Source organism: Thiogranum sp., from assembly GCF_058323355.1.
The window spans coordinates 1-26,722 of record NZ_JBTTIO010000007.1; the positions used below are offsets into that span (position 1 = coordinate 1).

The 26,722-nt window shown below is 56.8% G+C and carries 27 protein-coding genes and 2 pseudogenes; 18 read left to right on the top strand and 11 right to left on the bottom strand.

Annotated features, from left to right (window positions below; translation table 11 throughout):
* The 17 genes and pseudogenes from ACW81B_RS01550 to ACW81B_RS01630 all read left to right on the top strand — a co-directional run.
* Positions 1 to 634 (top strand): annotated as a pseudogene (locus ACW81B_RS01550) (dissimilatory-type sulfite reductase subunit alpha); the annotation flags it as partial.
* Between the two features lie 91 nt (positions 635 to 725).
* Entirely contained in the window at positions 726 to 1,796 is a 1,071-nt protein-coding gene (gene dsrB / locus ACW81B_RS01555; protein ID WP_491578540.1) for a dissimilatory-type sulfite reductase subunit beta, read from the top strand.
* 27 nt (positions 1,797 to 1,823) lie between these two features.
* Positions 1,824 to 2,216, top strand: a complete 393-nt coding sequence (gene tusD / locus ACW81B_RS01560) for a sulfurtransferase complex subunit TusD (protein WP_491578440.1) — start codon at positions 1,824 to 1,826, stop codon at positions 2,214 to 2,216.
* A 16-nt stretch (positions 2,217 to 2,232) separates the two neighbouring features.
* On the top strand, positions 2,233 to 2,628 hold the full coding sequence (tusC, locus tag ACW81B_RS01565; RefSeq protein ID WP_491578441.1) for a sulfurtransferase complex subunit TusC: 396 nt from the start codon (positions 2,233 to 2,235) through the stop codon (positions 2,626 to 2,628).
* Positions 2,629 to 2,644: 16 nt separating this feature from the next.
* Positions 2,645 to 2,953 (top strand): sulfurtransferase complex subunit TusB, encoded by a 309-nt coding sequence (gene tusB, locus ACW81B_RS01570; protein WP_491578442.1) that lies wholly within the window; start codon positions 2,645 to 2,647, stop codon positions 2,951 to 2,953.
* Between the two features lie 44 nt (positions 2,954 to 2,997).
* Complete coding sequence (locus tag ACW81B_RS01575; RefSeq protein WP_491578443.1) at positions 2,998 to 3,330, top strand: TusE/DsrC/DsvC family sulfur relay protein; 333 nt, start codon at positions 2,998 to 3,000, stop codon at positions 3,328 to 3,330.
* Between the two features lie 83 nt (positions 3,331 to 3,413).
* Positions 3,414 to 4,151: a respiratory nitrate reductase subunit gamma gene (locus ACW81B_RS01580; protein WP_491578444.1), complete on the top strand. Its 738-nt coding sequence runs from the start codon at positions 3,414 to 3,416 to the stop codon at positions 4,149 to 4,151.
* A 21-nt stretch (positions 4,152 to 4,172) separates the two neighbouring features.
* Complete coding sequence (dsrK, locus tag ACW81B_RS01585) at positions 4,173 to 5,717, top strand: sulfate reduction electron transfer complex DsrMKJOP subunit DsrK (RefSeq protein WP_491578445.1); 1,545 nt, start codon at positions 4,173 to 4,175, stop codon at positions 5,715 to 5,717.
* 66 nt (positions 5,718 to 5,783) lie between these two features.
* A complete protein-coding gene (locus ACW81B_RS01590) occupies positions 5,784 to 7,730 on the top strand; it encodes an NAD(P)-binding protein (RefSeq protein WP_491578446.1) in 1,947 nt (648 codons plus the stop codon).
* Between the two features lie 15 nt (positions 7,731 to 7,745).
* Positions 7,746 to 8,285 carry a hypothetical protein gene (locus ACW81B_RS01595; protein ID WP_491578447.1) on the top strand — a complete coding sequence of 180 codons (540 nt, stop codon included), beginning with the start codon at positions 7,746 to 7,748 and terminating at the stop codon, positions 8,283 to 8,285.
* Complete coding sequence (gene dsrO, locus ACW81B_RS01600; RefSeq protein ID WP_491578448.1) at positions 8,282 to 9,049, top strand: sulfate reduction electron transfer complex DsrMKJOP subunit DsrO; 768 nt, start codon at positions 8,282 to 8,284, stop codon at positions 9,047 to 9,049. Before ACW81B_RS01595 ends, dsrO begins: the two co-directional genes overlap by 4 nt.
* A gap of 25 nt (positions 9,050 to 9,074) precedes the next feature.
* On the top strand, positions 9,075 to 10,292 hold the full coding sequence (gene nrfD, locus ACW81B_RS01605; protein ID WP_491578449.1) for an NrfD/PsrC family molybdoenzyme membrane anchor subunit: 1,218 nt from the start codon (positions 9,075 to 9,077) through the stop codon (positions 10,290 to 10,292).
* 135 nt (positions 10,293 to 10,427) lie between these two features.
* On the top strand, positions 10,428 to 11,813 hold the full coding sequence (locus ACW81B_RS01610; protein ID WP_491578450.1) for a cobyrinic acid a,c-diamide synthase CobB: 1,386 nt from the start codon (positions 10,428 to 10,430) through the stop codon (positions 11,811 to 11,813).
* 43 nt (positions 11,814 to 11,856) lie between these two features.
* Positions 11,857 to 12,156 carry a HesB/IscA family protein gene (locus tag ACW81B_RS01615; RefSeq protein WP_491578451.1) on the top strand — a complete coding sequence of 100 codons (300 nt, stop codon included), beginning with the start codon at positions 11,857 to 11,859 and terminating at the stop codon, positions 12,154 to 12,156.
* A gap of 19 nt (positions 12,157 to 12,175) precedes the next feature.
* Complete coding sequence (locus ACW81B_RS01620) at positions 12,176 to 13,846, top strand: GAF domain-containing protein (RefSeq protein ID WP_491578452.1); 1,671 nt, start codon at positions 12,176 to 12,178, stop codon at positions 13,844 to 13,846.
* Complete coding sequence (locus tag ACW81B_RS01625; protein ID WP_491578453.1) at positions 13,843 to 14,505, top strand: response regulator; 663 nt, start codon at positions 13,843 to 13,845, stop codon at positions 14,503 to 14,505. Before ACW81B_RS01620 ends, ACW81B_RS01625 begins: the two co-directional genes overlap by 4 nt.
* Positions 14,506 to 14,522: 17 nt before the next feature.
* Positions 14,523 to 14,984 carry a rhodanese-like domain-containing protein gene (locus ACW81B_RS01630; RefSeq protein ID WP_491578454.1) on the top strand — a complete coding sequence of 154 codons (462 nt, stop codon included), beginning with the start codon at positions 14,523 to 14,525 and terminating at the stop codon, positions 14,982 to 14,984.
* On the opposite strand, the gene ACW81B_RS01635 is transcribed toward ACW81B_RS01630, so the two are convergent.
* Positions 14,981 to 15,298, bottom strand: coding sequence for a S24 family peptidase (locus ACW81B_RS01635; RefSeq protein ID WP_491578455.1), 318 nt, complete (start codon positions 15,296 to 15,298; stop codon positions 14,981 to 14,983). The two genes, ACW81B_RS01630 and ACW81B_RS01635, sit on opposite strands and share 4 nt — an antisense overlap.
* A 133-nt stretch (positions 15,299 to 15,431) precedes the next feature.
* Between ACW81B_RS01635 and ACW81B_RS01640 the strand changes: the two genes are divergently transcribed.
* A complete protein-coding gene (locus tag ACW81B_RS01640; protein WP_491578456.1) occupies positions 15,432 to 16,361 on the top strand; it encodes an HDOD domain-containing protein in 930 nt (309 codons plus the stop codon).
* Here ACW81B_RS01640 and ACW81B_RS01645 read toward each other — a convergent pair.
* The 10 genes and pseudogenes from ACW81B_RS01645 to ligA all read right to left on the bottom strand — a co-directional run bounded on the left by ACW81B_RS01645 (position 16,358) and on the right by ligA (position 26,707).
* On the bottom strand, positions 16,358 to 19,063 hold the full coding sequence (locus ACW81B_RS01645) for a cation-translocating P-type ATPase (RefSeq protein ID WP_491578457.1): 2,706 nt from the start codon (positions 19,061 to 19,063) through the stop codon (positions 16,358 to 16,360). The genes ACW81B_RS01640 and ACW81B_RS01645 overlap by 4 nt on opposite strands.
* A gap of 34 nt (positions 19,064 to 19,097) precedes the next feature.
* Positions 19,098 to 19,400, bottom strand: a complete 303-nt coding sequence (locus ACW81B_RS01650) for a hypothetical protein (RefSeq protein WP_491578458.1) — start codon at positions 19,398 to 19,400, stop codon at positions 19,098 to 19,100.
* 121 nt (positions 19,401 to 19,521) lie between these two features.
* Positions 19,522 to 21,069 carry a glutamate synthase-related protein gene (locus ACW81B_RS01655; RefSeq protein ID WP_491578459.1) on the bottom strand — a complete coding sequence of 516 codons (1,548 nt, stop codon included), beginning with the start codon at positions 21,067 to 21,069 and terminating at the stop codon, positions 19,522 to 19,524.
* Between the two features lie 31 nt (positions 21,070 to 21,100).
* Positions 21,101 to 22,411, bottom strand: coding sequence for a type II toxin-antitoxin system HipA family toxin (locus ACW81B_RS01660; RefSeq protein WP_491578460.1), 1,311 nt, complete (start codon positions 22,409 to 22,411; stop codon positions 21,101 to 21,103).
* Entirely contained in the window at positions 22,408 to 22,755 is a 348-nt protein-coding gene (locus ACW81B_RS01665) for a helix-turn-helix domain-containing protein (protein WP_491578461.1), read from the bottom strand. Before ACW81B_RS01665 ends, ACW81B_RS01660 begins: the two co-directional genes overlap by 4 nt.
* Positions 22,756 to 23,013: 258 nt before the next feature.
* Positions 23,014 to 23,154, bottom strand: a pseudogene (locus ACW81B_RS01670) (DUF123 domain-containing protein); the annotation flags it as partial.
* A 239-nt stretch (positions 23,155 to 23,393) separates the two neighbouring features.
* The gene (locus tag ACW81B_RS01675) at positions 23,394 to 23,564 is read right to left on the bottom strand and encodes a GxxExxY protein (protein WP_491578462.1); all 171 of its coding nucleotides are present in this window, start codon (positions 23,562 to 23,564) and stop codon (positions 23,394 to 23,396) included.
* Positions 23,565 to 23,895: 331 nt separating this feature from the next.
* A complete protein-coding gene (locus ACW81B_RS01680) occupies positions 23,896 to 24,501 on the bottom strand; it encodes a DNA-3-methyladenine glycosylase family protein (protein WP_491578463.1) in 606 nt (201 codons plus the stop codon).
* Positions 24,498 to 24,653, bottom strand: a complete 156-nt coding sequence (locus ACW81B_RS01685) for a hypothetical protein (RefSeq protein WP_491578464.1) — start codon at positions 24,651 to 24,653, stop codon at positions 24,498 to 24,500. The genes ACW81B_RS01680 and ACW81B_RS01685 overlap by 4 nt, the downstream gene beginning before the upstream one ends.
* Positions 24,650 to 26,707 carry an NAD-dependent DNA ligase LigA gene (gene ligA, locus ACW81B_RS01690; protein ID WP_491578465.1) on the bottom strand — a complete coding sequence of 686 codons (2,058 nt, stop codon included), beginning with the start codon at positions 26,705 to 26,707 and terminating at the stop codon, positions 24,650 to 24,652. Before ligA ends, ACW81B_RS01685 begins: the two co-directional genes overlap by 4 nt.
* Positions 26,708 to 26,722 lie beyond the last annotated feature (15 nt).

Genomic DNA, 26,722 nt, shown 5'->3' on the forward strand with positions numbered 1-26,722 from the left:
CAAGTTCAAGTTCAAGGTCTCCGGTTGCCCGAACGACTGCCAGAACTCCATCGAGCGTTCTGACTTTGCCGTGATCGGTACCTGGCGCGACGACATGAAAGTCGACCAGGAAGAAGTCAAGGCCTATGTGGCCAAGAAGGGTCGTCAGTACATCATCGACAACGTCACCACGCGTTGCCCGACCCAGGCGCTGACCCTGAACGATGACGACACCCTGACCGTCGACAACCACAATTGTGTGCGCTGCATGCACTGCCTGAACGTGATGCCGAAAGCACTGCACCCCGGCGACGACAAGGGCGTGACTATCCTCATCGGTGGCAAGCGTACCCTGAAGATCGGCGACCTGATGGGTACCGTGGTGGTTCCATTCAAGAAGCTGGAAACCGAGGAAGACTACGAGTCGCTGGTTGAGCTGGCCGAAGAAATCATCGATTTCTGGGCAGAGAATGGCCTGGAACACGAGCGCTGCGGTGAAATGATCGAACGTATCGGCCTGGTTAACTTCCTTGAAGGTATCGACGTCGATGTTGACCCGAACATGGTCAACAACCCGCGTCAGTCCTCCTACGTCCGCATGGACGGCTGGGACGAGGAAGCCGAGAAGTGGTTTGCACGTCAGGCTGAAGCCTGATCGCCACTGGCTGATCTAACCCGTTACAGTCAGGCCCGGCACGAAATCCGGGCCTGACCTGACTTACTAAATTCAGGAGAGTCACATGGCAATGGCAGACATGAGGGAACCGATCGAGTCCGGTTGTCCCGATGGTTTCCAGTACATGCATCCCACGATGCGCAGAAATTTCGGTCAGTGGAAATACCACGATGACCCGCAGCCCGGCGTACTTCGCCACGTTGCCTTCAATGGCGACGAGGTCTACACCGTCAAGGCCGGCACCCAGCGTATCCTCGATGTGTTCACCCTGCGCACCCTGTGCGACATCGGTGACAAGTTCGCTGACGGTTACATCCGTTTCACCATTCGTTCCAACATTGAGTACATCGTTGACGACGCCGCCAAGGTTGAACCGCTGGTCAAGGCGCTGACCGATGCAGGCTTTGTGGTTGGCGGCACCAAGAACTCCGTCACTTCGCTGTCCCACACCCAGGGCTGGCTGCATTGCGACATCCCGGGCACTGACGCTTCCGGCGTTGTGAAGTCCATGATGGATGAGCTGATCGACGAGTTCACCGCCTGGAACATGCCGAATCGCGTGCACATCACCACTTCCTGCTGCCAGATCAACTGTGGTGGTCAGGGTGATATCGCTATCAACGTTCAGCACACCAAGCCGCCGAAGATCAACCACGATCTGGTGTCCAATGTCTGCGAACGTCCTTCTGTCGTCGCACGTTGTCCGGTTGCCGCCATTCGTCCGGCCATGGTCAACGGCAAGCCTTCCCTGGAAGTCGACGAGAAGAAATGCATTTGCTGCGGCGCATGCTTCCCGCCCTGCCCGCCCATGCAGATCAACGATGCCGAGCACTCCAAGCTGGCTGTCTGGATTGGTGGCAACCACTCCAATGCCCGTGGCAAGCCGACCTTCCAGAAGCTGGTGGCTTCCGGTATCCCGAACAACCCGCCGCGCTGGCCTGAAGCAACGGCCATCGTCAAGCGTATTCTCAAGGAATACAAGGCCGGTGCGAAGGACTGGGAACGTATCAACGAATGGGTTGAGCGTATCGGCTGGCCACGTTTCTTCGAAGTGACCGGTCTGCCGTTCACCAAGTACCACGTGGATAACTGGCGTGGCGCCCGCGCCAGCCTGAACGCATCTACCCACATCCGTTTCTAGGAAACGGTTTTATTCAGGAGTAGATGAATGAAATTATCCATACTGGTAAATGAAGGCCCGTACCAGCACCAGTCCGCTGATAGTGCGATACAGTTCACCAGGGCCGCGCTGGAAAAAGGACACGAGATCTTTCGCGTGTTCTTCTACCACGACGGCGTGAACAACGGCACCCGTTTTGCGGTACCCCCGCAGGATGATCGCAATATCACCGAACAGTGGACGGAAATGGCCAAAGAGCACAACCTGGACCTGGTTATCTGTATTGCCGCGGCACAACGCCGCGGCATACTCGATGAGAACGAGGCCAAGCGTCAGGGTAAGGACGGCAATAACATTGCCGATGGTTTCCGTATCTCCGGCCTTGGCCAGCTCATCGAAGCCGGCATCCAGTCTGATCGCCTGGTCATTTTTGGCGACTAATTGAGGAAACAGAGTTATGGCTGAACCATGGGAAGACGACGAACTTGACGGACCGGTCCGCAAGTTCATGTATGTCAACCGCCGCGCTCCCTACGGCACGATCTATGCCCTGGAGTCGCTGGAAGTTGTACTGATCGCCGCCGCATTCGAGCAGGACGTTACGCTGGTATTTATGGATGACGGTGTTTATCAGATCAAGAAAGGACAGAACACCGATGCGATCGGCGTGAAGAACTTCTCTCCGACCTACCGTGCGCTGGAAGGCTACGATGTCGAGAAACTGTATGTGGAAAAAGAATCGCTGGAATCCCGCGGTCTGACCACAGACGATCTGGTCGTACCGGTCCAGGTGGTTGATAACGACCAGCTGGCCGAACTGATGGAAGAACAGGAAGTAATCCTGAGCTTCTGATACGGAGAGAATCGCTATGCCAATGCTACATACGGTAAACAAATCACCTTTTGAGCGTCGCACGCTGGACACCGCACTGCGTCACGCCGTCAAGGGCGCGGCTGTTCTGCTGATCGAGGACGGTATTTACGCCGCTTTTGATGGCACTGTCGTTGCTGAAAAGGTCAAGGCCGCACTTGCAGATCACAAGATCTACGTGCTCGGCCCGGACATTGCTGCCCGCGGCATGTCTGAACACCACGTTATCGATGGCCTCGAAGTTGTCGACTACGGCGGATTCGTGGATCTTGTCACTGAATATGACAAGGTTCAGTCCTGGTTATAAACCGCAATTGATTTGCACTACTGCTGCAAACGAGGAGAGCAACAATGCCTATCGAAGTAAATGGAAAAGTCTTTGAGACTGATGAAGAAGGTTACCTGGCTGATCTGAACCAGTGGGAGCCTGATATTGCAACTGCAATGGCCAAGGAAGAAGGCAGCGAACTGACTGACGCCCACTGGGAAGTCATCAATTTCCTGCGTGAGTACTATGAAGAGTACCAGATCGCCCCGGCCGTTCGCGTGCTGACCAAGGCTATCGGCAAGAAACTGGGCAAGGACAAGGGCAACAGCAAGTACCTGTACGAACTGTTCCCTTACGGTCCTGCCAAGCAGGCCTGTAAGTATGCCGGTCTGCCCAAGCCAACCGGTTGCGTCTAGGTCCAGGCTTCGACGCTGTTGATCGTGGGGGAGATTGTCTCCCCCACGCTTTAATTTAAAGATTTCCTGACGGAGGAGTGAGCGTGTCTTTAGTTTCGACCCTGTATGTCGGACTCTTCTACTTTGCGACTGTGTTCCTGGTAGTTGGTCTTGCGCTGCGTATTAAAACCTACGCGCAAACCCCCGCTCCTCTCAAGATTCCGACCATGCCTGCTCCGCGTACGGAGACCGGCGTTGTCTTTCGCTTATTCCGCGAAGTGGCCTTTTTTGAAAGTCTGTTCCGTTCCAATAAATGGATCTGGCTATTCGGCTTCATGTTCCACTTCGGCATGCTGCTGGTACTGCTTCGCCACCTGCGCTACTTCACCGAGCCAGTCTGGTTCTGGGTGAACTGGGTGCAGCCCTTTGGTAAATACGCCGCGTTTGCGATGCTGGCCGGCCTGCTTGGCCTGTGGGCGCGTCGCTTCCTGGTGGCGCGTATTCGCTATATCTCAACCCCGTCTGATCACCTGATGCTCGCCCTGCTGGTGGGTATCGCCATGAGCGGCATCGGCATGAGCTTCCTTGTGCATACCGACATTGTGGCGGTCAAGGCGTTCTTCCTGGGATTGATGTATTTATCCCCCCAACCCCTGCCGGCTGATCCACTGCTGCTGGTTCACCTCGGACTTGTCGCAACACTGATGATCATTTTCCCGATCAGCAAACTTTTACATGCGCCGGGCGTTTTCTTCAGCCCAACCCGTAACCAGACCGACAGTTCGCGCGAGCAGCGTCATATCGCTGACTGGGCGAAGGCGCTGGAAACGGGCGAACGGTAAACCGGACCGGAGGATTAAAGCGTGGCTGATTTTGAAGTACCCGAACTGAAAGAATACCTGGAAGTGCCTGAGCCCCGGGAGAACGTAACCAATCACCTGGCCCCGTTCATTGCCAAGCCGGATCACCAGACCGACCTGGGCTTCCCCGGCGAGTTGGTGGATAACTGGAAAGACGTCGCCATCGACAAAATGGGCGACCTGCTGGGCAAGTACCGCTCACTCAGGGTCTTTCTGGATACCTGCGTTCACTGCGGCGCCTGTACGGACAAGTGCCACTATTATCTTGGCACCACCGATGCCAACAACATGCCGGTTGCGCGCCAGGAACTGCTGCGCAAGGTCTACCGTCGCTACTTCACCTTCGCCGGCAAGTACTTCCCCAAACTGGTTGGCGCTACCGACCTGACCGAGGAAGTACTGGACGACTGGTACAGCTATTTCCACCAGTGCTCACAGTGCCGTCGCTGTTCGGTGTTCTGCCCCTACGGCATCGATACCGCCGAGATTTCCATGGCCGCCCGCGAGATTATGGACGCCGTTGGCAAAGGGCAGAAGTACTGCAATGAAATTATCGCCAAGGTCTTCAAGATCGGCAATAACCTGGGCCTGCCCCAGCCGGCACTGGCCGACACACTGGAGGGTCTGGAAGAAGATATCGAAGACGATACCGGTGTAAAAGTTCGCCTGCCACTGGATGAGAAAGGCGCAGACATCCTGTTGATCACCCCGTCCGCCGACTTCTTCGCCGAACCGCACGTCGATGGCCTGATGGGCTACGCCAAGGTGTTCCATGAAGCCGGCGTTTCCTGGACCATAAGCTCCAAGGCCAGTGAAGCCGCCAACTTCGGCATGTTCATCGGCAGTTACGAAAACATGCGCAAGCTGGCGCTGCGAATTCGCGAAGCCGCCATCGAGCTGGGCGTCAAGCGCATCGTGTTCGGTGAATGCGGCCACGCCTGGCGTGTTGCCTACAGCTTCCTCAACACGCTGGCCGGTCCGTTTGATTTCCTCGACCAGAACTACCCGATCCCGCAGCACATCTGCGAGTTCACCAATGACCTGCTCAAGGAAAACAAACTGCGCATGAACAAGGAAGAGAATGATCATATGACCATTACCTTCCACGACTCCTGCAACGTCGCACGTGGTGCCGGCATGGGTGGGTACGAAGGCGGTCAGTTCGAGATTCCGCGGGCTGTGATCAAGGCGGCCTGCAACAACTATTACGACATGGACGACGATACCATCTACGACGCCACCTTCTGTTGTGGCGGCGGCGGCGGTCTGCTGACCGACGACCTGATGGAAATCCGTGTCAAGGGCGCCATGCCTCGCATGCAGGCGCTGAAAAAAGTCACCGAGGAACACGGCGTAACCAACCTTGCGGCCATTTGCGCCATCTGCAAGAGCCAGTTTGCCAAGACACTGCCCTACTTCGGATTCCGCATGGATCAGATTGTCAGTGTCCACCAACTGGTCAGCAACGCTATTGTATTGAAGGGTTCCGAGCAGGAAGCGGAACTCGACGGTACCGCCGAAGATGAAGGCGAAACCGAAACAGCTTAAACCGAATTAATTTTATCGTATTGCAACATTGAATCCGGAACGGGTTCAGATAACAGGAGAACAGGCATGGCTACTTCTCGCGACGACAAGAAATTAACGTTTCGCAAGTTTGAGGAAGGCGACGACAAATGGGACCGCTGGAACGACGCTATTTTCGAAGGCGATCACTCTCACAAGTGCCCGACCTACGTTCACCGTACCCCGCCGTGCCAGGGCAGTTGCCCGTCCGGTGAGGATATCCGTGGCTGGCTGGATATTGTCCGTGGCATAGAGCACCCGCCGGAAGGCGTCAGCATGCAGGAATATGCCTTCCGCCGTTCAACGGATGCCAACCCTTTCCCGGGCGTGATGGGCCGCGTCTGCCCCGCCCCGTGCCAGGATGGTTGTAACCGTAACGAGGTGGAAGATTTTGTCGGCATCAACGCCGTCGAGCAGTACATCGGCGACGTCGCTTTCAAGGAGGGCTTCAAGTTTGAAGCCTGCCAGGATCTGAATGGCAAGAAAGTCGCCATCATCGGTGGTGGTCCTGCCGGCATGGCAGCTGCATACCAGCTGCGCCGTCGTGGCATTGCATCCACCATTTTTGATGATCACGACAAGCTTGGCGGCATGATGCGCTATGGCATCCCCAACTACCGTATTCCGCGTGAAGAGCTGGATCGTGAATGCGAACGTATCATTGAAATGGGTGGCATCGACTTCAAGGCAAACACCCGCGTTGGCCGTGACATTTCTGTCGAGGACCTGGACAAGGAATATGACGCCGTACTGTGGGCGCTGGGTTGCTGGACCGGCCGCGGCCTGCCGCTGGAAGGCTGGGACGAAACCCCGAACTGTGTCTCCGCGGTGAAATTCCTGGAACAGTTCAATAAGGGCAAGATGCACTACACCGCCAACAACATCGTCTGCGTGGGTGGTGGCGATACCTCCATCGACGTGGTATCCGTTTCCCGTCGTATCGGCACCCTGAAAGACTATAACGAAAAGCCTGAAGCGGTTGTAAACGGCGAGATCACACAAGAAGATGTTGATCTTTCACTGAAGAAAGGCTGTGACAATGTCACCCTGACCGCCCTGTTCCCGCGCGACCAGATGACCGCCGCCGAACACGAAGTGAATGACGCGCTGAAAGAAGGCGTGAACATCATCAATGAAGTCATGCCGGTTGAGATCATCCGTAATGACGAAGGTCGTGCAACTGCCCTTAAGCTGGTCGAAGCAAAATGGGAAGGTAATGGTCCGGTCGCAGTTGAAGGCGGCAAGGAATACACCATTGAATGTGACCTGATCGTTGCTGCCATCGGCCAGGGCGGCGACATGAGCGGTCTGGAAGACTATGCCAATGAGCGCAACCTGATCGATGCCGACAAGTTCTACCAGGTTCCGAACCATCCGGGTCACTTCGTGGCCGGTGACATTGTTCGCCCGCACCTGCTGACCACAGCGATTGGGCAGGGCGCCATCGCCGCCGAATCCATCGAGAACTACCTGAAGCACGCTGAACTCAAGAAGCGCCCCAAGGTCGACAAGCACCACTTCAGCCTGCTCGACAAGATGAAGGAAGCCGGTGTTGAACCCGAGCCTTACACGGTCGGCGAAACCCGTGGCACCAGCGATGCGAAGTTCGCCATCCACAACTACGAAGACCGCTCCAAGCAGGAAATCATTAGCGCTGAAAAGCTGTTCCTGGGACACTTTGAATACACGGAACGCAACTTGCGTGAAGAGGACGTGCCGGACTCTGAACAGGTACTGGGTCACTTTGCAGAGCGTATGAAAGGCTACGAAGACGAACAGGCTGTTGCCGAAGCCGGACGTTGCATGAGCTGTGGCATGTGCTTCGAGTGTGACAACTGCGTCATCTACTGTCCCCAGGATGCGGTCTATCGCGTCAAGAAGGACGAAGCCACGCTCGGCCGTTATGTTGCAACCGATTACGCAAAGTGTGTGGGCTGCCACATCTGCGCCGATGTCTGCCCGACCGGCTACATCGATATGGCCCTGGGTGAATAAGCGGAGTCAGGCAAAATGAGCCAAGCCAAACTGCTGCGGAATCTGTTCGCGCTTATGATCAGTGCCCTGCTGTTACAGCCTGCTGCTGTACTGGCTAACGGAAGCGAGGGGGAAAAAGATCCCCTGCCGTTCTCCGATCTGGTCGTGACCGAACCGGGCCAGCATTACAGCGCCGAGACCGAATGCGTTGCACCGGAAGCCGAAATGCGACGTAATCACATGAACTACATCCTTCATCAGCGCGATGAAACGGTGCACAAGGGTATCCGTACCCGCAAGTTCGCACTTGAAGAATGCATCAACTGTCACGCCGTCAAGGATGAGCAAGGTGAATACGTACGGGTTGAGGACGAGCGGCACTTCTGCGCGACCTGTCATACCTACGCGTCGGTCAAAATTGACTGCTTCGAGTGCCATGCCGATGTACCGGTAAGGGCGTCGAAACTGCCGAAGCTGCGGTCCGGCCTGAGCCCACATCCTTCCAGTGAACCCTTTGCCGGCAAACTGGCCAGCGATACGCTGCAGTTGCTGACTTCAGAGGATCAACCTCAATGAGCGATACCCGCAAGCCTATGGATCCCTCCCGCCGTCAGTTTGTGACGACAACCGCCGGTGCAGCAGGCGCAGCCGCCATTGCACCCGGCGTATTCCTGACGACACCGGCACAGGCCAGGCCGGCTGACCAGCCTGTCAGCAGCGACAAACGCTGGGGCATCCTGGTGGATGCCAACCGTTGCGCCAGCGGCTGTAACGACTGTGTCACAGCCTGCGAAAAAGAAAACGGCTGGGGTTCGGCCAACCCGTCGGAAGATAAATCCAGCCCGGAACAAAAGGCGCACTGGATCCGCAAGGTCACCATCAAGGACAAGGCGACACAGCATGTCACCGAGCTGCCACTGCTGTGTCAGCACTGCGAGAACCCGCCCTGCGTCGATGTTTGTCCGACCGGCGCTTCGTTCAAACGCAAGGACGGCATCGTACTGGTCGACAAACACATCTGCATTGGTTGCCGTTACTGCATGATGGCCTGCCCCTACAAGGCCCGCAGCTTCGTCCATGAAGCACTCAAGGATCAGAAGCCCTGGGCGCCGCGTGGCAAGGGTACCGTTGAATCCTGTACCATGTGCGTACACCGCGTCGACGATGACCGTGCACCGGCCTGTGTCGAAGCCTGTAGCGCGGCAGATCACGGCGCACTCTACTTCGGCGACCTGAAAGACGAAAACAGCGAGATCTCCCGGCAGCTCAAGGAATACGGCGGCACGGAAATCCGCGCCGATCTCGGCCTGAACACCGGCGTCCGCTACCGCGGCATCTGACACCTACGGAACTGGCGAATCACCCATGAAACAAGTGCTGAACTATCGCGAAATTGAAGGCAAAAGTACCGGCTTCTGGATCCTGCTCGGCGGGCTGGGCGCATTGATCGCCCTCGCCCTTGGCGCCGTGCTGCACATGGAGCACGAGGGACACTACGTCACCGGCATGAACAACCAGGTCGTCTGGGGGATGCCGCACGTATTTGCAATTTTCCTGATCGTAGCAGCCTCGGGTGCGCTCAACGTCGCCTCTATCGGCACCGTGTTCGGCAAGTCACTGTACAAGCCACTGGGACGCCTGTCCGGTCTGCTGTCCATTGCCCTGCTGCTGGGCGGCCTGATGGTGCTGGTGCTTGATCTCGGTCGCCCCGATCGCCTGATCGTGGCCATGACCTACTACAACTTCAAGTCTATCTTTGCCTGGAACATCATACTCTATAACGGCTTTCTGGCGGTCACCATTGTCTACCTGTGGATGATGATGGAACGCAAAATGAACAAGTATTACAAACCGGCCGGTTACGTCGCCTTTGTCTGGCGCCTGATACTGACCACCGGTACCGGCTCCATCTTCGGCTGGCTGGTAGCACGCCAGGCCTACGACATGGCCATGCTGGCGCCGATGTTCATTATCATGTCGTTCGCCTACGGGCTTGCGGTGTTCATCCTGGTATTGATGGCCACCTATAACTGGACCAACCGTCCACTGGGTGACGCCATCCTGTTCCGTCTCAAGAACCTGCTCGGTGTATTTATTGCCGCCGTGCTGTACTTTGTCATGGTTTATCACCTGAGTAACCTGTACGCTACCGAGCACCACGGCGTGGAGCGCTTTATCCTGCTGGATGGCGGCATTTACACCAGCCTGTTCTGGATCGTACAGATCCTGCTTGGCAGTCTGCTGCCGCTGGCAATGGTCTACCACCCGACCATTGGCAAATCCCGCCCCGCCATTGCAACGGCGGCCGCGCTGGTCATCATTGGTGGATTCGCCCAGCTCTATGTCCTGCTGATTGGCGGTCAGGCCTACCCGCTGGACATGTTCCCGGGCTATGAAGTCACCAGCAGCTTCTTCGATGGACAGATCAATGCTTACAGCCCGTCTATCTGGGAAATCACCCTTGGCGTCGGCGGTGTAGCCACGGCACTGCTGATGGTGACGATTGCCATGCGCGTGCTGAAATTCGCACCGGTGACACTGGAAGATGCGGTTGTCGATCCACACGCGGCGAAAGCTGACTAGCTGGTGACAGTCCGTCGGCAAGGATATTTTTCTCGCACAGGCGCGAACACGCAAAGCACGAAATGTAGTGCGCTTTCACCCGCACTACATTAGTACGTTGCGAGCTCTGCGTCCTGGCGAGAGGCATTACCTGCCATGTCACAGATACTGATCTCGGCTGCCCACAAGTCTTCCGGTAAAACGACTATCACCATCGGCCTGTGTGCCGCACTCCGGCAACGCGGCCTGAGCGTACAGCCCTTCAAAAAAGGCCCGGACTACATTGACCCCATGTGGCTGGGCCGGGCGGCGGGCCACGACTGCCATAACCTCGATTTCTACACCATGCAGCGCGATGAAATCCGCGATACACTGGCCTGGTTCGGGCAATCTGCAGACATCAATATTATCGAGGGCAACAAGGGGCTGTACGATGGCCTGGACCTGGATGGCAGCAACAGCAATGCCGCCCTCGCCAAACTGGTCGGCGCGCCGGTGGTGCTGGTACTCGATGCACGCGGCATGACACGTGGTATTGCCCCACTGATTCTTGGTTACCAGGCCTTCGATCCCGATATCAACATAGCCGGCGTCATTCTCAACCAGCTGGGTGGCAGCCGGCACGAAGCCAAACTGCGTGCCGTTATCGAGAATTATACCGATGTGCCGGTCATCGGCGCCGTCGCACGACACACTGATATGGAGATTCTGGAACGGCACCTGGGCCTCATCCCCAGTAACGAGGAAGATGCCGCTGAAAAACACATTCAGTCGATCGGTACGGCCATCGAGCGCCAGGTCGATCTGGACAAACTGATCACCCTGGCTGCAAGCAGTCCGTTGCCTGCGGTGCCAGCCACATCTCCACTGGCCATTGCACCGCTCGACAGTCCGGTTCGCCTCGGCATCGCGCGTGATGAAGCATTCGGCTTCTATTACCCGGCCGATCTCGATGCCATGACCCATGCCGGCGCCGAACTGGTGTTTATCGACACGCTGCGCGACAGCGAACTGCCACCGATTGACGGGCTGTTTATCGGGGGCGGGTTTCCCGAGAGCAGTATGGAAGCCCTGCAGGCCAACCGGTCACTGCGGGAAAGCATCCGCCGGGCAATCAATAACGGGCTTCCGGTCTATGCAGAGTGCGGTGGCCTGATGTACCTTTCCCGCAGCCTGACCTGGAACGAAAAACACTGTGATATGGTGGGTGCGATACCCGCCGATACCGTCATGCACAGCCGCCCCCAGGGCCGTGGCTATGTACGCCTCAGTGAAGCCGGTCACCCGCTCTGGCCTGCCAGCGAGGATAGCGCCAGTGAAATAGCCGCCCACGAGTTCCATTACTCCGCACTGGAAAACCTGGAGGCGCCCGAAAACTGGGAATACAATGTCCTGCGCGGCACGGGTATCGATGGAAAACACGACGGCTACTGCTACCGCAACCTGCTGGCATGCTACACCCACCAGCGCAGCACCTCGAAAAACCGCTGGACTGAACGCTTTTTACACTTTATCCAGGCGTGCAAAACACGGCACAATTAGCGCCGCAGCCACTCTTATTCAACGACAGCAAGGGTAATACACCATGATCAGTTTGACTCCCGAGGCAGCCGAACATATCCGCGACTCCGCGACACAGGGTAATATGACCGATATGCCCCTGCGGGTCGCCGTTACCCGCCGTGAAGACGGCAGTTTCCACTACGCGCTGGGCTTCGATGATATCAACCGCCAGGACGATCACAGGTTCGAGTCGGAAGGTATCCAGATTGTCGTGGCGCCACAAAGCATGGACCTGCTGAACGGCACCATCATCGACTATGTGGAGCTGGACAGTGGCAAGGAAATCATCTTCATCAACCCTAATGACCCGGCACAGCAATAACACGCCGGTTTAACACACTATGATTGAGTCGGATAAAAAAGCAGCACCGGTCGACCTCGCGAGCGTCTCTGCAGAGCGTCCGTCGCGCCGTCGCCTGCCTTTACCCGACTGGCCGACGACCCGGCAGTTCCTCGCGGCGCTTTCCGCGCTCGGTGTCACGCTATTGATACTGGGGCTGATGAATATCTGGGACTTCCTGCATGCCGAGCAATCCAACTGGCTGCACCTCGCCAACAGTGTACTGCTGGTCAGCGGCATTGCCTTGCTGGCATACACCTTCCACGTTGCCCGCCGCGACCTGGTGGCACCCCTGACCGAGCTGCGCCACTGGGTCAACGAAATGCACAACGGCAAGCTGAACGCGCGTCTGCCAAAATCCGACCAGCCGGATTTCAGCAAACTCTACCGTGATATCAATGCGCTGGCTGAACGACTCGAATCCCTGTCGCTGGACATGCAGTCCGAGGTCGAACAGCAAACCTTCCGTATCCAGCAGAAAACCCACTCACTGGAAATCCTCTACGACATAGCCGCCAACATCAATGCGGCCAATGACCTGGAAGACCTGCTGACACGGTTCCTGCACACGCTCAAGGATGTCGTCAATGCCCGCGCCGGCACCGTGCGTATGCTGACCAGCGATGGTGACATGCAGCTGATCGCCAGCAGCGGTCTCGACCCCGAGGTCGTCAAGCAGGAACAACTGATCAGTATCGACCGTTGCCTGTGTGGACAGGCTGCACAGCACGGTGAAGTCTATGCCCTGGACGATCTCAAGGGCTGCGGACAGTTTGCCGGCCGGCCTTTCTTCGAGTCTGATGATATCGAAATGATCGCCGTGCCGCTGCGTTACCGTGGCAAGGTACTGGGCGTCTATAACCTGTTCACGGCACAGCATGGCCTGGTCGAGCGCGAGGATATGAAAGACCTGCTCACCAGTGTCGGCCACCACCTCGGCATGGCCATCGAAAAGTCACGGCTCGACGAGGAAGCCAACCTGCTGTCCATTATGGAAGAACGCACCCGGCTGGCGAATGAACTGCATGACTCACTGGCGCAAAGTCTCGCCAGTCTCAAGTTCCAGGTACGCGTACTCGACGAAACCCTGCACAGTGGTGAAGAGTCTGCCCTGTGGGAAGAACTGGAGCGTATCGAAAACAGTCTCGACGAGGCCTATACCGAATTACGCGAACTGATCGCACACTTCCGCGCCCCTATCGACAAGCGCGGCCTGGTGCCTGCTGTTGAACAGGCCATCGAACGTTTTCGCCGCAACTCGCAGATCAGCGCATTCCTGCAACTGGAATGGAGTAATACCAAACTCCCGGCAGAAGTCGAAATGCAGGTATTACGCATTATCCAGGAAGCGCTTGCCAATATCCGCAAACACAGCCAGGCCAACGCCGTGCGTGTACTCATGCGCGCCACACCAAACCAGGACTTCCTGATCATGATCGAGGACGACGGTATCGGTATACAGGAAAAAGTCATCGAAGGCGGCCCCGGTGAGCACCTTGGCCTGAAAATACTCGCCGAACGCGCCGCACGGGTACACGGTGAACTGAAAATCGAAAGCGAAGCCGGTGAAGGGACACGTGTCACACTAACCTTCCCGCCACCTGTCGAAGAAGCCGAAAAAGACAGCACTGTGACCGTCGAATTATCCGCACACCAGGCGAGAAAATTATGAGTTTACGTGTGCTGCTGATCGATGATCACACCCTGTTCCGGGTCGGACTCGAGGGCCTGCTGGCACATCGCAGCATCGAAGTCATTGCCTCCATCGGCGACGGACGGGAAGGCCTGCAACGTGCGGAAGAACTCAAACCCGATGTGGTACTGCTGGATATGCGCATGCCGGACATCAATGGCATTGGCGTGCTGCGCAAACTGCGTGAATCCGGTTTTCAGAACCCTGTCGTTATGCTCACCACCAGCAGCGACGAGCGCGACCTCGTGGAGTCATTGCGTAACGGTGCCCAGGGTTACCTGTTGAAAGACATGGAACCCGACCAGCTGGTCATGGCATTGCGTGATATCGTCAGTGGCAAAACTGTCGTGGCACCTGACCTGGCGCCGGTACTGGCCAAGGTCGTGCAGGGTGATGGAACCCTGCCCAACGAAACCTCCCCCTTTGACGAACTCACACCCCGCGAGAGTGAAATTCTCAGTCTGCTTGCCGAAGGTCAGAGTAATAAGGTGATTGCCCGCAACCTGGGCATCTCGGATGGCACGGTAAAACTGCACGTAAAAGCCATCCTGAGAAAACTCGGCGTACATTCCCGGGTCGAGGCCGCCGTCATTGCCGTCGAACAGGGGCTTCGCGACAACCGCGAAAATACTGAATAACACCCGGACACCTGTCAATGAAGACATTTGAAGAAATGATCAATGAAGCCCTGGAGGATGTCGAAGAGATTTTCCCCTGGGACCTGGCCGAGGAACTCGAACAGAAACCGCAACTGATGCTGCTGGATGTACGCGAACCCTATGAGTACGACGCCATGCACATCAAGGGCGCACTCAACGTACCGCGTGGCATTCTGGAAACCGCCTGCGAATTTGACTACGAAGAAACCGTACCGGAACTGGTCACGGCGCGCGAACAGGAGATTATTGTCATCTGCCGCTCAGGAAAACGTAGCGTACTGGTTGCACAGGTGATGCAGCAAATGGGCTACCGGAACGTCAGGTCACTGAAAACCGGTATGCGCGGCTGGAGCGATGACGACCAGGAGATGGTCGATAGCAACGACAGGCTGGTCGATGAAGACGCCGCTATCGACTACTTCACACCGAAACTGCGCCCGGAACAGATGAGCAGTTAAAGATAATGCTTGTGATACTTGCGACGGGTACCGGCCCGCTGTGACACCACACCCTGAATCGCCTCAATACCGGGGATCTCCAGAGACTCGTCGTAGCCTTCATTCACGCACTTGAGAAAGTAACGATCACCTTCAATGCGCAGCTGGCGGAAATAGAACTCTTCCTCGTGCCGGGCCACCACGTAACAGCCATCCTGAATCAGCCCTTCCGGATCTACAATGATGATGCAACCATCCTTGAACTCCGGTTCCATCATGTCTCCCAGCACTCGCAGCGCAAACGGTTCGCTTGCGGAACAACCTGATGCTTCCAAGGTAACTACCTCATATCATTATCAATTCCTGGTTGCGGATTTTACCACGATATGACCCCGCCGACAGCGTTAAAGTAAGCCCCTTACGCGCCGTCAAATACAGCAGCATTGATTTGATTTTAGAGGAAATTCCGTGACACCGCAGGATCTGGTAACCCGCAATGTTCGTCTGGTTTCACTGCCTGAAGTCTGTATCCAGGTACAGGCCCTTGCCGACTCATCGCATACCACCGCCGATGACATCGCCGACGTCGTCAGCAAGGACACTGCGCTGACTACCCGCCTGCTGAAGCTGGTCAACAGCGCCTATTTCAGTCTGCCACGCAAGATCGACACCGTATCACGCGCCGTCAACATGATCGGCATGCGTGAACTGCGCAACCTGACGCTGGCGGCTTCCGCCGCCGAAGTCTTCTCGAATATCCCGCCCGACCTGATCGATATGGCCGGGTTCTGGCAACACAGCGTCTACACCGGCCTGCTGGCGCGCAATCTGGCCCAGTGCTGCAATGTTTTGCACAGCGAACGCCTGTTTACCGCCGGCTTGCTCCACGATGTCGGCCGCCTGCTCATGTTGATGAAAGTACCGGAACAAACCGCCCAGGCAGAAGCCCTGCGCATGCAGTCCAGACGGGATATCTGTGAACTTGAGGAAGACCTGATTGGCTTCAGCCATGCCGAGGTCGGCGAAGCCCTGCTGCTGCACTGGAACATGCCGGAAAACCTGTGTGCCTCGATTCGTTATCACCACCATCCTGAGGCCGCCAGCAATGCACACCTTGAAGCCGCCATCGTGCACATCGCAGACCAGGTCACCCATTGTGCCCAGGAAAGCAAGGATCCGCTGGGTTCACCTTTCTACGACCCCTACGGCGCATTGCTCGATTCCGACCTGAACTCGGAAACCATCGCCGAACAATCCATGCAACACATACAGCCGATGGCCCTGCAACTCACTCATATCAATGAGCAGAAAATTGTCGATGGTATTGCAAAAACTGCCGCCGCATTCAACCAGGTACTCGACCTGTTGTACCCGATGGCGTGGGAGACACCGCGCTAGCCCGCACCGTTAGCCGAAACGAGACGCGCTCTCAACCACTTGTGCAACTCCATCGCGACCAGCACGGATAACGCGAGCCACAACAACTCCATCCAGTGCTCCAGCGATACCGGCTGGATGCCCAGTACATCGCGCAGACCGGGCGTATACATGGCAGCAATATGCACCAGTTGGGCCGCCACAGTGCCAAACAAAAGAATCGGGTTGCGCAACGGGCTGTGACGAAACACGGAACGGGTTTCGGAACGGCTGTTGAACACGTGGATGTTCTCGAACAACACCATCAACAACAACGTCCCGTTACGCGCCTCGTCAAGCGTAAAGCCTCGCCCCAGCAACCACTGGTAGACCGCAAAAGCCATACTGCCGATCACCAGTGCCGAGATAACAACACGCTCCATCATCAGGCGATTAAACACGGCTTCCTGCGGTGGTCGCGGACGGCGATATAATTCATCACCCTCACCCGGCTCGAATGCCAGCGCCACATCCTGTATACCATTGGTCACCAGGTTTAGCCATAACAGTTGCACAGCCAGTAGCGGCAATGGCTGGTTAGTGAACAGCGCCAGCGTAAACAACACCAGTTCTGCCGCACCGGTCGACACCAGCAGGAAAATCACCTTGCGCACATTGGCATAGGCAATGCGCCCTTCTTCAACGCCCGCCACGATGGAGGCAAAGTTGTCATCGGTGATAATCATATCGGCACTTTCACGCGCCACATCGGTACCACTGCGTCCCATGGCGATGCCAACCTGTGCAGTGTGCAGGGCAGGGGCATCATTGGCGCCATCACCACTGACCGCAACAAAGTGCCCCTGCCGCTGCAATGACTGCACAATATCCAGTTTCTGGTGCGGTTCGACACGGGCGAATACACGGGCATTCCGGGTCAGACTGTCCACGGCCGCTTCATTCACGGCCTGGCGTAATTGTGGGCCGGTCACCAGCTGTTCATCGCGTTGCACCAGTTCCAGTTCACGGGCAATGGCGAGTGCCGTCTGTGGATGGTCGCCGGTAACCATGGCCACTTCGATGCCGGCACGCCGGCAGGCAGCCACGGCGGCTTTTGCCTCTGGACGCAACGGGTCCATCATGCCGACCAGACCAAGCAGGGTCAGGTCGTGCAAGTGTTCGCCAGAGAAGCTATCGATATTGTCGGCATCCACGTGTCCATCCGCCAGTGCCAGCACACGAAAGCCCTGCTGCGCCAACCGCTGCGCCTGTCCCTCAATTACTGCACGATCGATGAGCACATCGCCATGAGTCGTGGCCATTTTTGAACACATGGGTAACACACGCTCCAGTGCGCCCTTGACGGACGCCAGCGTTTGACCATCCACACGATTAAGACTTGCTGCGTACATGCGATCCGACTCGAAGGGAATCACCGCCAGTTCCGGGAAAGCGTTCAGCACTTCCTCGCGGATAATACCTGCCTTGTGCGCCATCGCCAGCAAGGCCACATCCACGGCATCGCCGTGCCAGATCCAGCCACCATTCCGGTGTCCCAGAAATGCTTCGCTGGACAGGACAGCAGCCTGACACAGACGCTCAAGCAGGACGTCTTCCCCGGCCACTGGCGCACCGCGTGGCGCGAGAATCACACCCTCCGGAACCATACCCTCACCGCTGATTTCCCACGGCTCCAGGCCGGGGAACACAATGCGGCGTGCCGTCAGCTGATTAACCGTGAGCGTACCGGTCTTGTCGGTGGCGATAAACGTACAGGAACCCAGCGCTTCCACGGCAACCAGCCGGCGGATGATGACGTGGCGCTTTGCCATACGATGCATGCCTGTCGCCAGTGCCACTGTCAACGCCACCGGCAGACCTTCGGGAATGGCTGATACCGCCAGTGCCACCGCCAGCAGGAACACATCGCTGTATGACATGCCCTCCCACAACGCTACAGCAGCCATAATAGCCGCTGCCACACCAACCACAATGGCAACAAACCGGGTAAAGCGCTCCATGCGCAATACCAGCGGCGCCTGCCCCAACGCCTGGCCCATGACGTCCGCGGCAATCTGGCCCAGCCCGGTTGCCAGCCCGGTGGCAACCACAACGCCGCGACCACGACCACGCGCCACCAGCGTACCGGCGAAGGCCATATTGCGCCTCTCGGCCAGCACCGTGTCAGCCTCCAGCACCGGCGCGTGATCTTTCAGAACGGGCAACGACTCGCCTGTCAGCAGGGATTCATCGACTTCAAGGTCGTTGGCAGCCAGCAGGCGCAGGTCAGCTGGAACCCGATCACCGGATTCCAGTAATACGATGTCCCCGGGCACCAGCCCGGCTGCATCGATTTCATAACTATCGCCATCACGCAGCACACGGCAGCGTGTTGCAACCAGTTCCTTGAGTGCAGTCGCTGCCCGCTGGGCAGAATATTCCTGGACTGTTCCGATAACAGCGTTGATCAACAGCACCGCCGCAATGAAGGCAGCATCCGACCAGTGCTGAATAAACAGTGACAACACAGCAGCCGCCAGCAACACATAGATCAGCGGGCTGGCAAACTGGCGCAGGAAAATCTGTAACAGGCCAGGAGGCCGGGGTTTCGGAAGTTCGTTGGGGCCACAGGTTTCAAGCCGTGCAGTGGCTTCTGGTTGCGCAAGACCGTGTGGCGAGGCATGAAGCGCCTCGAGTACTGCCTCGGCGGGTTTAGCATGTGGTGTATTAACGGAACCCATCATGACACCACCTGTTGTCTCGCAACCTGTTATACGTTCAGGTTGCCCACCCGGCATTCCTGTCAATCCATTTCAGGCTTATCCCGTACCAGAAGGTGATTGGTGCCATCATCGCAAACCAGCTCCAGTCGTCGATCAGGAACAGGCTGGCAACCCATTCATGGCCTGCAAGCAGCACCGACCAGGGGATGCTGTAGAGCGTAAATATAAAACTGGCCCAGGTCAGTAACAGCCCCCCTTTTCTTGTTGAAATACTCGAAAATGCGAGAAAAACCCACAGGGGCATATTGTCTGTCCGTTCCATCTGTCCTTCTTCCCCACCCTTGATTGGTATAAGCATAGCTGGCGCGTTGCAGCCTGACAATCTCTGTATCGGCCATCGGAACCATTTTAACGAAACCATGCGTATTGTCCGGGAACCCGCTGTTTTCGTGATCACGGGCACATCAATGCCTGCGACCTCACCCGCTCCCGGTGCCAAGGCCGGAATATTCAATCCCCGACAACTGTGCCAGTCCGGCATCAAAGGTGGCAAGATCATCGTTGTTAAAGGCAGCAAGCTGTGAGTGCCCGCAGGCGCGGGCCATGACCTTCATTAATTCGACCGAAGCCTCAAAGAAATTTGCCAGTCTTTGCGCCGCATCGTCCACATTCAGTCTTTGCCGCAGTTCGGGTTTCTGTGTCGCAATGCCAGCCGGGCAGTTGTTGGTGTTACAGATCCTCGCAGCAACACAACCGATTGACTGCATGGCGCTGTTTGCCACGGCAATACCGTCCGCTCCCAGGGCCATGGCTTTGATAAAATCACTGGGAACACGCAACCCGCCGGTAATAATCAGTGTCACCCTGCCACTGGCACCCTGCTTGTCCAGGTAATGCCGGGCGCGCGCCAGCGCAGGAATTGTAGGCACGCTGATGTGATCGCGGAACAACAGGGGCGCCGCACCCGTGCCACCACCCCGCCCGTCCAGAATGATGTAATCCGTACCGGCCTGCAGGGCAAACTCAATATCACGCTCAATATGATTGGCGCTAAGCTTGAAACCAACCGGAACACCGCCGGTGATTTCCCGCACGCGATCTGCAAATTTACGGAAATCCGCGGGTGTGTCGAGGTCGCTGAAGGCAGGCGGTGAAATGGCCGGTTCACCTGCGGGGATACCGCGCACCTCGGCAATCCTGCCTGTATTTTTCGCGGCCGGCAGGTGCCCGCCGGTGCCTGTCTTGGCGCCCTGTCCACCTTTGAAATGAAAGGCCTGGATATCTTCCAGCACACGCTCGCTGTAACCAAACTTTGCACTGGCCAGTTCATAGAAATAACGGCTGTTGGCGGCCTGTTCTTCCGGCAGCATGCCACCTTCCCCCGAACAGATACCGGTTCCTGCCAGTTCCGCACCTTTGGCCAGTGCTACCTTCGCCTCTTCCGACAGGGAACCAAAACTCATGTCCGAGACGAACAGTGGAATCTTCAGTACCAGCGGTTTACCGGCTTCAGGACCAACCACCAGTTCCGTCATTACATTGGCATCATCCATCAGTGGCTTTCTGTGCAACTGGGCAACCATCACCTGGATATCGTCCCAGCTCGGTAACTGGTAACGCGGAACACCCATCGCACCCATCGGACCGTGATGACCAAATTCCGACAAGCCATTCCGGGCAAGCTGATGAATAAATTCTACTGTCGGCTCTTCCTCCGTCGGCTGCACTTTCGGTATCGGGCTTTCATCCGGCGCAATGCCCGGGCCCTCCTTGCCCACCTGCTCATCTGAAAACTGCTTATGGGTTCCATCGCAAAAAGGAGGATTACGTGTGTGCTTGCAGGCGCACAACCAGGCTTCCTGCGTCTCTTCGGTAACAATGACGCGGGGCGTAAACGGTGTTCCTGCATGAGAGCCATCGCAAAAGGGCTGGCTTTTCGATCGGCCGCAGGTGCAGAAGTGATATTCCTGACCTTTGGACAAGGTGACTTTTACGGGTTTGTTATCGGCTACGACGGGGTTCTTCATTATGGCTCCTTCCTTAATGACGTTCGTCGGACTATACGTGGAAATCCCCTGATCTCAACGTACGTGCAATTTTGTCACGCTGTGAAGGATCAACACCGGCATCATCTGCATACTGCGTCCACCTGGACACGGCCTGTTTAACCTCGGCAACGATCTTCTCCGCCCGCCCCCGCTTCATCGAGGCCGAACGGGCGCAGGCCCTGAAATCATCCAGTGTAAAATTATCCCGCTTGCCATTCACCGTCATCTGGTGACTGGCCGTCCAGCTACCTGCAGGGTTATAACTGTACGTCATGTCGAATGCCGGTGACAGTGACCATTGACCGGATTTATCCATCAGGAAAGCAATATTCTTGACATGATCATCCTGGTTGCGCGCAATAACATTGAACACCATACGACGAAACTGTTCCTCGATGGCACGCATCGGCAAACCCAGTTGCCGTATCACCAGCAATGCCTGCTCATAACTGTAGGCGCCCGCCAGGTTGAAATCATAATGCGCCAGTGCGCACAGTGACTGCATGTGCAGTTTCTCGCCACCCGCAAGGCGATCAAAACGCCGCGTCATAAAATGCCGTCGGCCGTTTTCTTCAAACAGGCGGCAGTCACTGATCTCTATGCCACAATCTCTGGCCATGAGGTAATACGCGTATTCGATCACACCGTAGCCCTGCGGATCTTCGAGTTCCTTGTCGCGGTTTCCCCTGACCCCGTCAAACTTGAGCAACCAGTATTCAAATCCTTCACCGGCCGCCACCTGGCCGGAGCGCACCTCGTTGGTTTTCGGGTTCCAGGCAATCACCGCCTTGGCACGCGCGCCACCGGCCGAGGTACCGACACGCAGAATATCATTCAACGCCTGTTCCCGGTGGTCACCCGCAAATGAAGCCTTCAGGTTATTCCTGTGCGACAGAACCTCCGAGGCAAGTTCAACCAGACGATCGATCTGAATCCGCTTTGCCTTGCGCGCTTTCGGCCCCAGCACAGGAGAAAACTCCAGTGCGCCCATGCCCCGGTCACCGGTGTAACACAGCCGTTCGACCGCATGGAATGCCCCCGGCGAACGCCCCTGCGTAGCAAGCCAGGCATCAATCAAGGCATTACCGAACTTGTCCGGGATCGAGTCTGCCAGCAAGCCGGGCAAGCCATAAAATGTTTGCCGGGACAATTCAGGGAAACGATAGATACGCGTGGAGAGCGGCAGAGTGATGGGAGAAACCTCGATGCCACTTTGCGCAAAGGCCGGCTCATACTCAAACGCTGCGACATCATCACCGTCTGCCAGTGAAACCGCGCCGATGGTACGGCCCCAGAGCCTGACCTCGGCCAGCGATGTCACGACTCTTCCCAGGACCAGGGTTCGCCCGGGGTTTCTGCACGATGTCGCCTGGAAGCCCGTTGCCTTGGCTTGCCTTTTCGCAGCAGCAACTCTATCGGCCCCGGTGTTGCCTCCGGAATCAGATTATCCAGTCCGGACAGCAAATCCAGCACCCGGAAAATCCGGATCAGGCTCGACATCTGCGCCGAATGACCGGCCTCGATCCGCTCCAGCGTTCGCTTGGCCACACCGGCCTGCTCCGCCACCTCGGCCTGGGTCAACTGCAGGTCGAGGCGGCGCCGGGCCAGGCGCTCACCGATTTCGGCAAGAATGGCATCGTCCGCCAGGAGGTCTGTTATCTTCATTTTTTCGCCTTTAATTACGAGTTAATAGCTAATATTTACTTATATCGCCATATTTAGCGATTTATATTCCATATATATTAAAATGTCAAGGCGTCAAATATGTCGAATAAATGATATATTTTACTATATATCGTAGTTATTGGCGAATTATACTGTAGCTGATTCAGCTGATGACTTTGGCTATTTTCTTCAATGTTTCCTTGTTCTCTCCAAACGTACAGATTGCATCGCGATGCTTGCGCAAATGTGAAAACAGACTTACTCCATACAAAGCCGCAGTACAGGTTTGAACAGTCCGGCATCACCACCAAGGGTCGAGAACCGCTTAAATCCGGGTGAGTGGGCGCTCCAGAACAGATGCGTCTCGCAGGCACAATCACTGCAGCCAAACCCGTGAACAGCGCATAGGTACCGGGCCGATCGGTCATGACTTAAGCGCTCACCACATCCTGCGTACCCTTGACTTCTCCCTGTCTATTTTTTCCCCGACCATGTTCGCCCACAAATTAATACCTGCAATTTTTTCCACCCATGCTGTCGGGACTAAAAATGTGGCTCCTCAGAAATATTTGTGGGTAATTCAAGCTGATTATGGACTCTCGCCAAGCCGCCAAGCGCGCAAAGGAGAGAAAATTTACTCAACAAGGCAATTCACAGTACGGTTGATCCCGTTTTTCATCAGGGATGCACTCCCGCAGGTGCTGCGCCAGGATAACCTCATAGACCGTTTCCAGCAGTCCCGGCCCCGTTTCACGGTGAATCTGTACCGCACTATCGACAATACCCGTTCCAATCTCGTTTTCTGTCATCAGCCGCCTGTCCCTTTGCGTGCTTTGCGTCTTTGCGAGAGCATCAATCCGGCAAATGACCAATAGCCCAGAGCGCCTCGATCGTTCGAGGCAAAACGGACATCCCGTTGTCAGCGTTGTTTTCCAGGCCTTACAGGCCTTGAAATTTATACAAAATCACAGGCTTGGTCGCTTGTCCGCGTCGCTCCTTGCCCACGAATTTTTCCGGGGAGGCCATATTGTTTACCCATCGGGTACATATAACCCCACCGCCATTCGCAGACGAATCAGTATCATTCTAAAACGCTACGCCGACATCCCTTTCTTTTCAAGCCATTGGAGAATTGACTGATTAGTCCACTGCCGCCCAGATATACCAGCTCGCCACCGTCCGATAAGGCCGCCAGGCTTCCGCCAGATCAAGGTACACATCATGCGGCACATCTTCATCCAGTTCCCAGTGCACCCGCATGGACTTTCTCAACGCCAGATCCCCCACCGGCAACACATCCATCCTGCCCAGTGAAAACATCAACAACATCTCGGCGGTCCACTGCCCGATACCGGGAAGATCCATCAGCATTTCCGCCACGCGCTCATCATCCAGCGTATCGAGACAATGCAGGTCCAGTTCCTGCTGGCGAACCCGGCGCGCGATTTCGCGGATGTAACGAATCTTCGCCCCGCTCAACCCGCAACGCCGAAGGGTGGTTTCGCGCACGCGGTAAAAGTGTTCGGGATGAAACACGTCGCTGCCAAAGTGTTTGAGCAGTTTATCTTCAATACTGCGCGCAGCCTTGACGGAAAGTTGCTGGTTGACGATGGCCCACACCAGCGTGTGAAAGCGCGGGTGCGGGTCGCGTTGCAGGGTGCAGGGGCCGTGCTGTTCGATCATCCGTGCGAGGACCGGGTCGGTCCTGGCCAGGTAGCGTTCGGCCCGGCGCAGTTGTTTTTTCACAAGTGCCCCAATCCCATGGACACGACGGCGTAGGTGACGATGGCCATGCCGGCGGCGGCGATGGCGGCCTGGCGTTTCCAGCCGAACAGCAACAGTATGACCACTACGGTCCAGCCGATCAGTAACGGCCAGTACTGGACTTCTCCGCTCATGCGCCCTGCTCCCCCTGTTCCAGTAATTTAATCAGGTCGTCTTCGGATAATACCGGCACGCCGAGTTTTTCGGCCCTGACGAGTTTGGAGCCGGCTTTTTCACCGGCGATGACGGCGGTGGTTTTGGCCGATACGCTGCCGGCCACTTTGGCACCCAACGCCTGCAGGCGTGCTTTGGCGTCGTTGCGGGTCAGTGTGGACAGTGTGCCGGTTAATACGTAGGTCTTGCCTTGCAGGGGTTGCGCGGCGGGAATGTCCTGCAACGGCCAGGTGATGCCGGCATCCAGCAGTTTTTTGATCACGTCGCGGTTATGCGACTGTTTGAAGAACTGCACGATATGGCCGGCAACGACAGGGCCGATATCGGGAATGGCTTCCAGTTGTTCCTGCGTGGCTTTCGCCAGCCGATCGATGTCAGCCTGTACGCGCCTGCGGTCGGACAGGCCTTTCGCATCGCTGGCGCCGAAGGCTTTTGCCAGCGCACGCGCGGTGACTTCACCCACTTCGCGGATGCCCAGCGCAAACAGGAAGCGTTCCAGCGTGGTCTGTTTGCTGGCTTCCAGTGCCTTGATGAGGTTCTCGGCAGATTTTTTGCCCATGCGTTCAAGGCCCGCCAGGGTATCGATATCCAGGCGGTACAGGTCGGCGACGTCGTCGATGAGTTTCTCGTCGACGAGTTGTTCCACCAGTTTGTCACCAAGGCCTTCGATGTCCATGGCGCGTCGTGAGGCGAAATGTTTGATGGCTTCCTTGCGCTGTGCTTCGCAGTACAGGCCGCCGGTGCAGCGCGCAATAGCTTCGCCTTCCACGCGTTCGATATCGGAGCCGCATACCGGGCATTTTTTCGGCATAACAAACAGCTTTGCATCTTTGGGTCGGCGGTCTTTCACCACCGACACCACTTCGGGAATCACATCGCCGGCGCGGCGCACGATCACCCAGTCACCGATGTGAACGTCCTTGCGTCGGATCTCGTCCTCGTTGTGCAGGGTGGCGTTGGTGACGGTGACGCCGCCGACGAACACCGGCTCCAGCCGCGCCACCGGGGTGATAGCACCGGTACGACCGACCTGCACATCGATATCGAGTACGCGGGTGAGTTCTTCCTGGGCGGGAAATTTGCGCGCGATGGCCCAGCGCGGGGCGCGGGCGACGAAGCCCAGACGTTGTTGCTGGTCGAGGCTGTCGACCTTGAACACCACGCCGTCGATATCGAACGGCAGCTTGTCGCGCAGCTTCTCCATTTTATGGTAGTAGCTGATACAACCGTCGAGGCCGCGCACGGTAGCGATGCCTTTATATACGCGCAGGCCCCAGTCACGCAAGCGTTCGAGGATGGCGCTGTGACGATCCGGCAGTTCACCATTTTCCACCAGGCCGACGCCGTAGCAGTACATGTCCAGCGGGCGTTGCGCGGTGACTTTCGGGTCGAGTTGACGCAGTGAACCGGCGGCGGCATTGCGCGGGTTGACGAACGGTTTGTGTCCCTCGGCCTGCTGGCGTTTATTGAGTTCGCGGAAACCTTCCAGTGGCATGACCACTTCGCCACGCACTTCCAGTCGTTCGGGGTAGTCCTCACCCATCAGGCGCAGCGGGATGGAAGGGATAGTACGCACGTTCTGTGTCACGTCCTCACCGCTTGTTCCGTCACCACGGGTAGCACCGCGCACCAGCACGCCATGTTCGTATAACAGGCTGATAGCGAGACCATCCAGTTTCGGTTCGGCGGCATACTCAACGGTTTTGGTTCCCAGCCGTTCGCGCACGCGGCGGTCGAACTCGGCCAGTTCCTCGTCACTGAAGGCGTTGTCCAGCGACAGCATGGGGACTTCGTGGCGCACTTCGCCGAAACCGTCCAGCGGTTGCGCGCCGACACGCCGGGTGGGGGAATCGGGGGTAATCAGTTCCGGGTGTTCGGCTTCGAGTTTTTGCAGCTCGCACAACAGACGGTCGTATTCGGCGTCCGGGACTTGCGGGTCGTCGAGCACATAGTAGCGGTAGTTATGGTAACGGATCTGTTCGCGCAGCTGTTCGACGCGTTGCTTTACGTTCAAGGCCGGTTCCGTTCA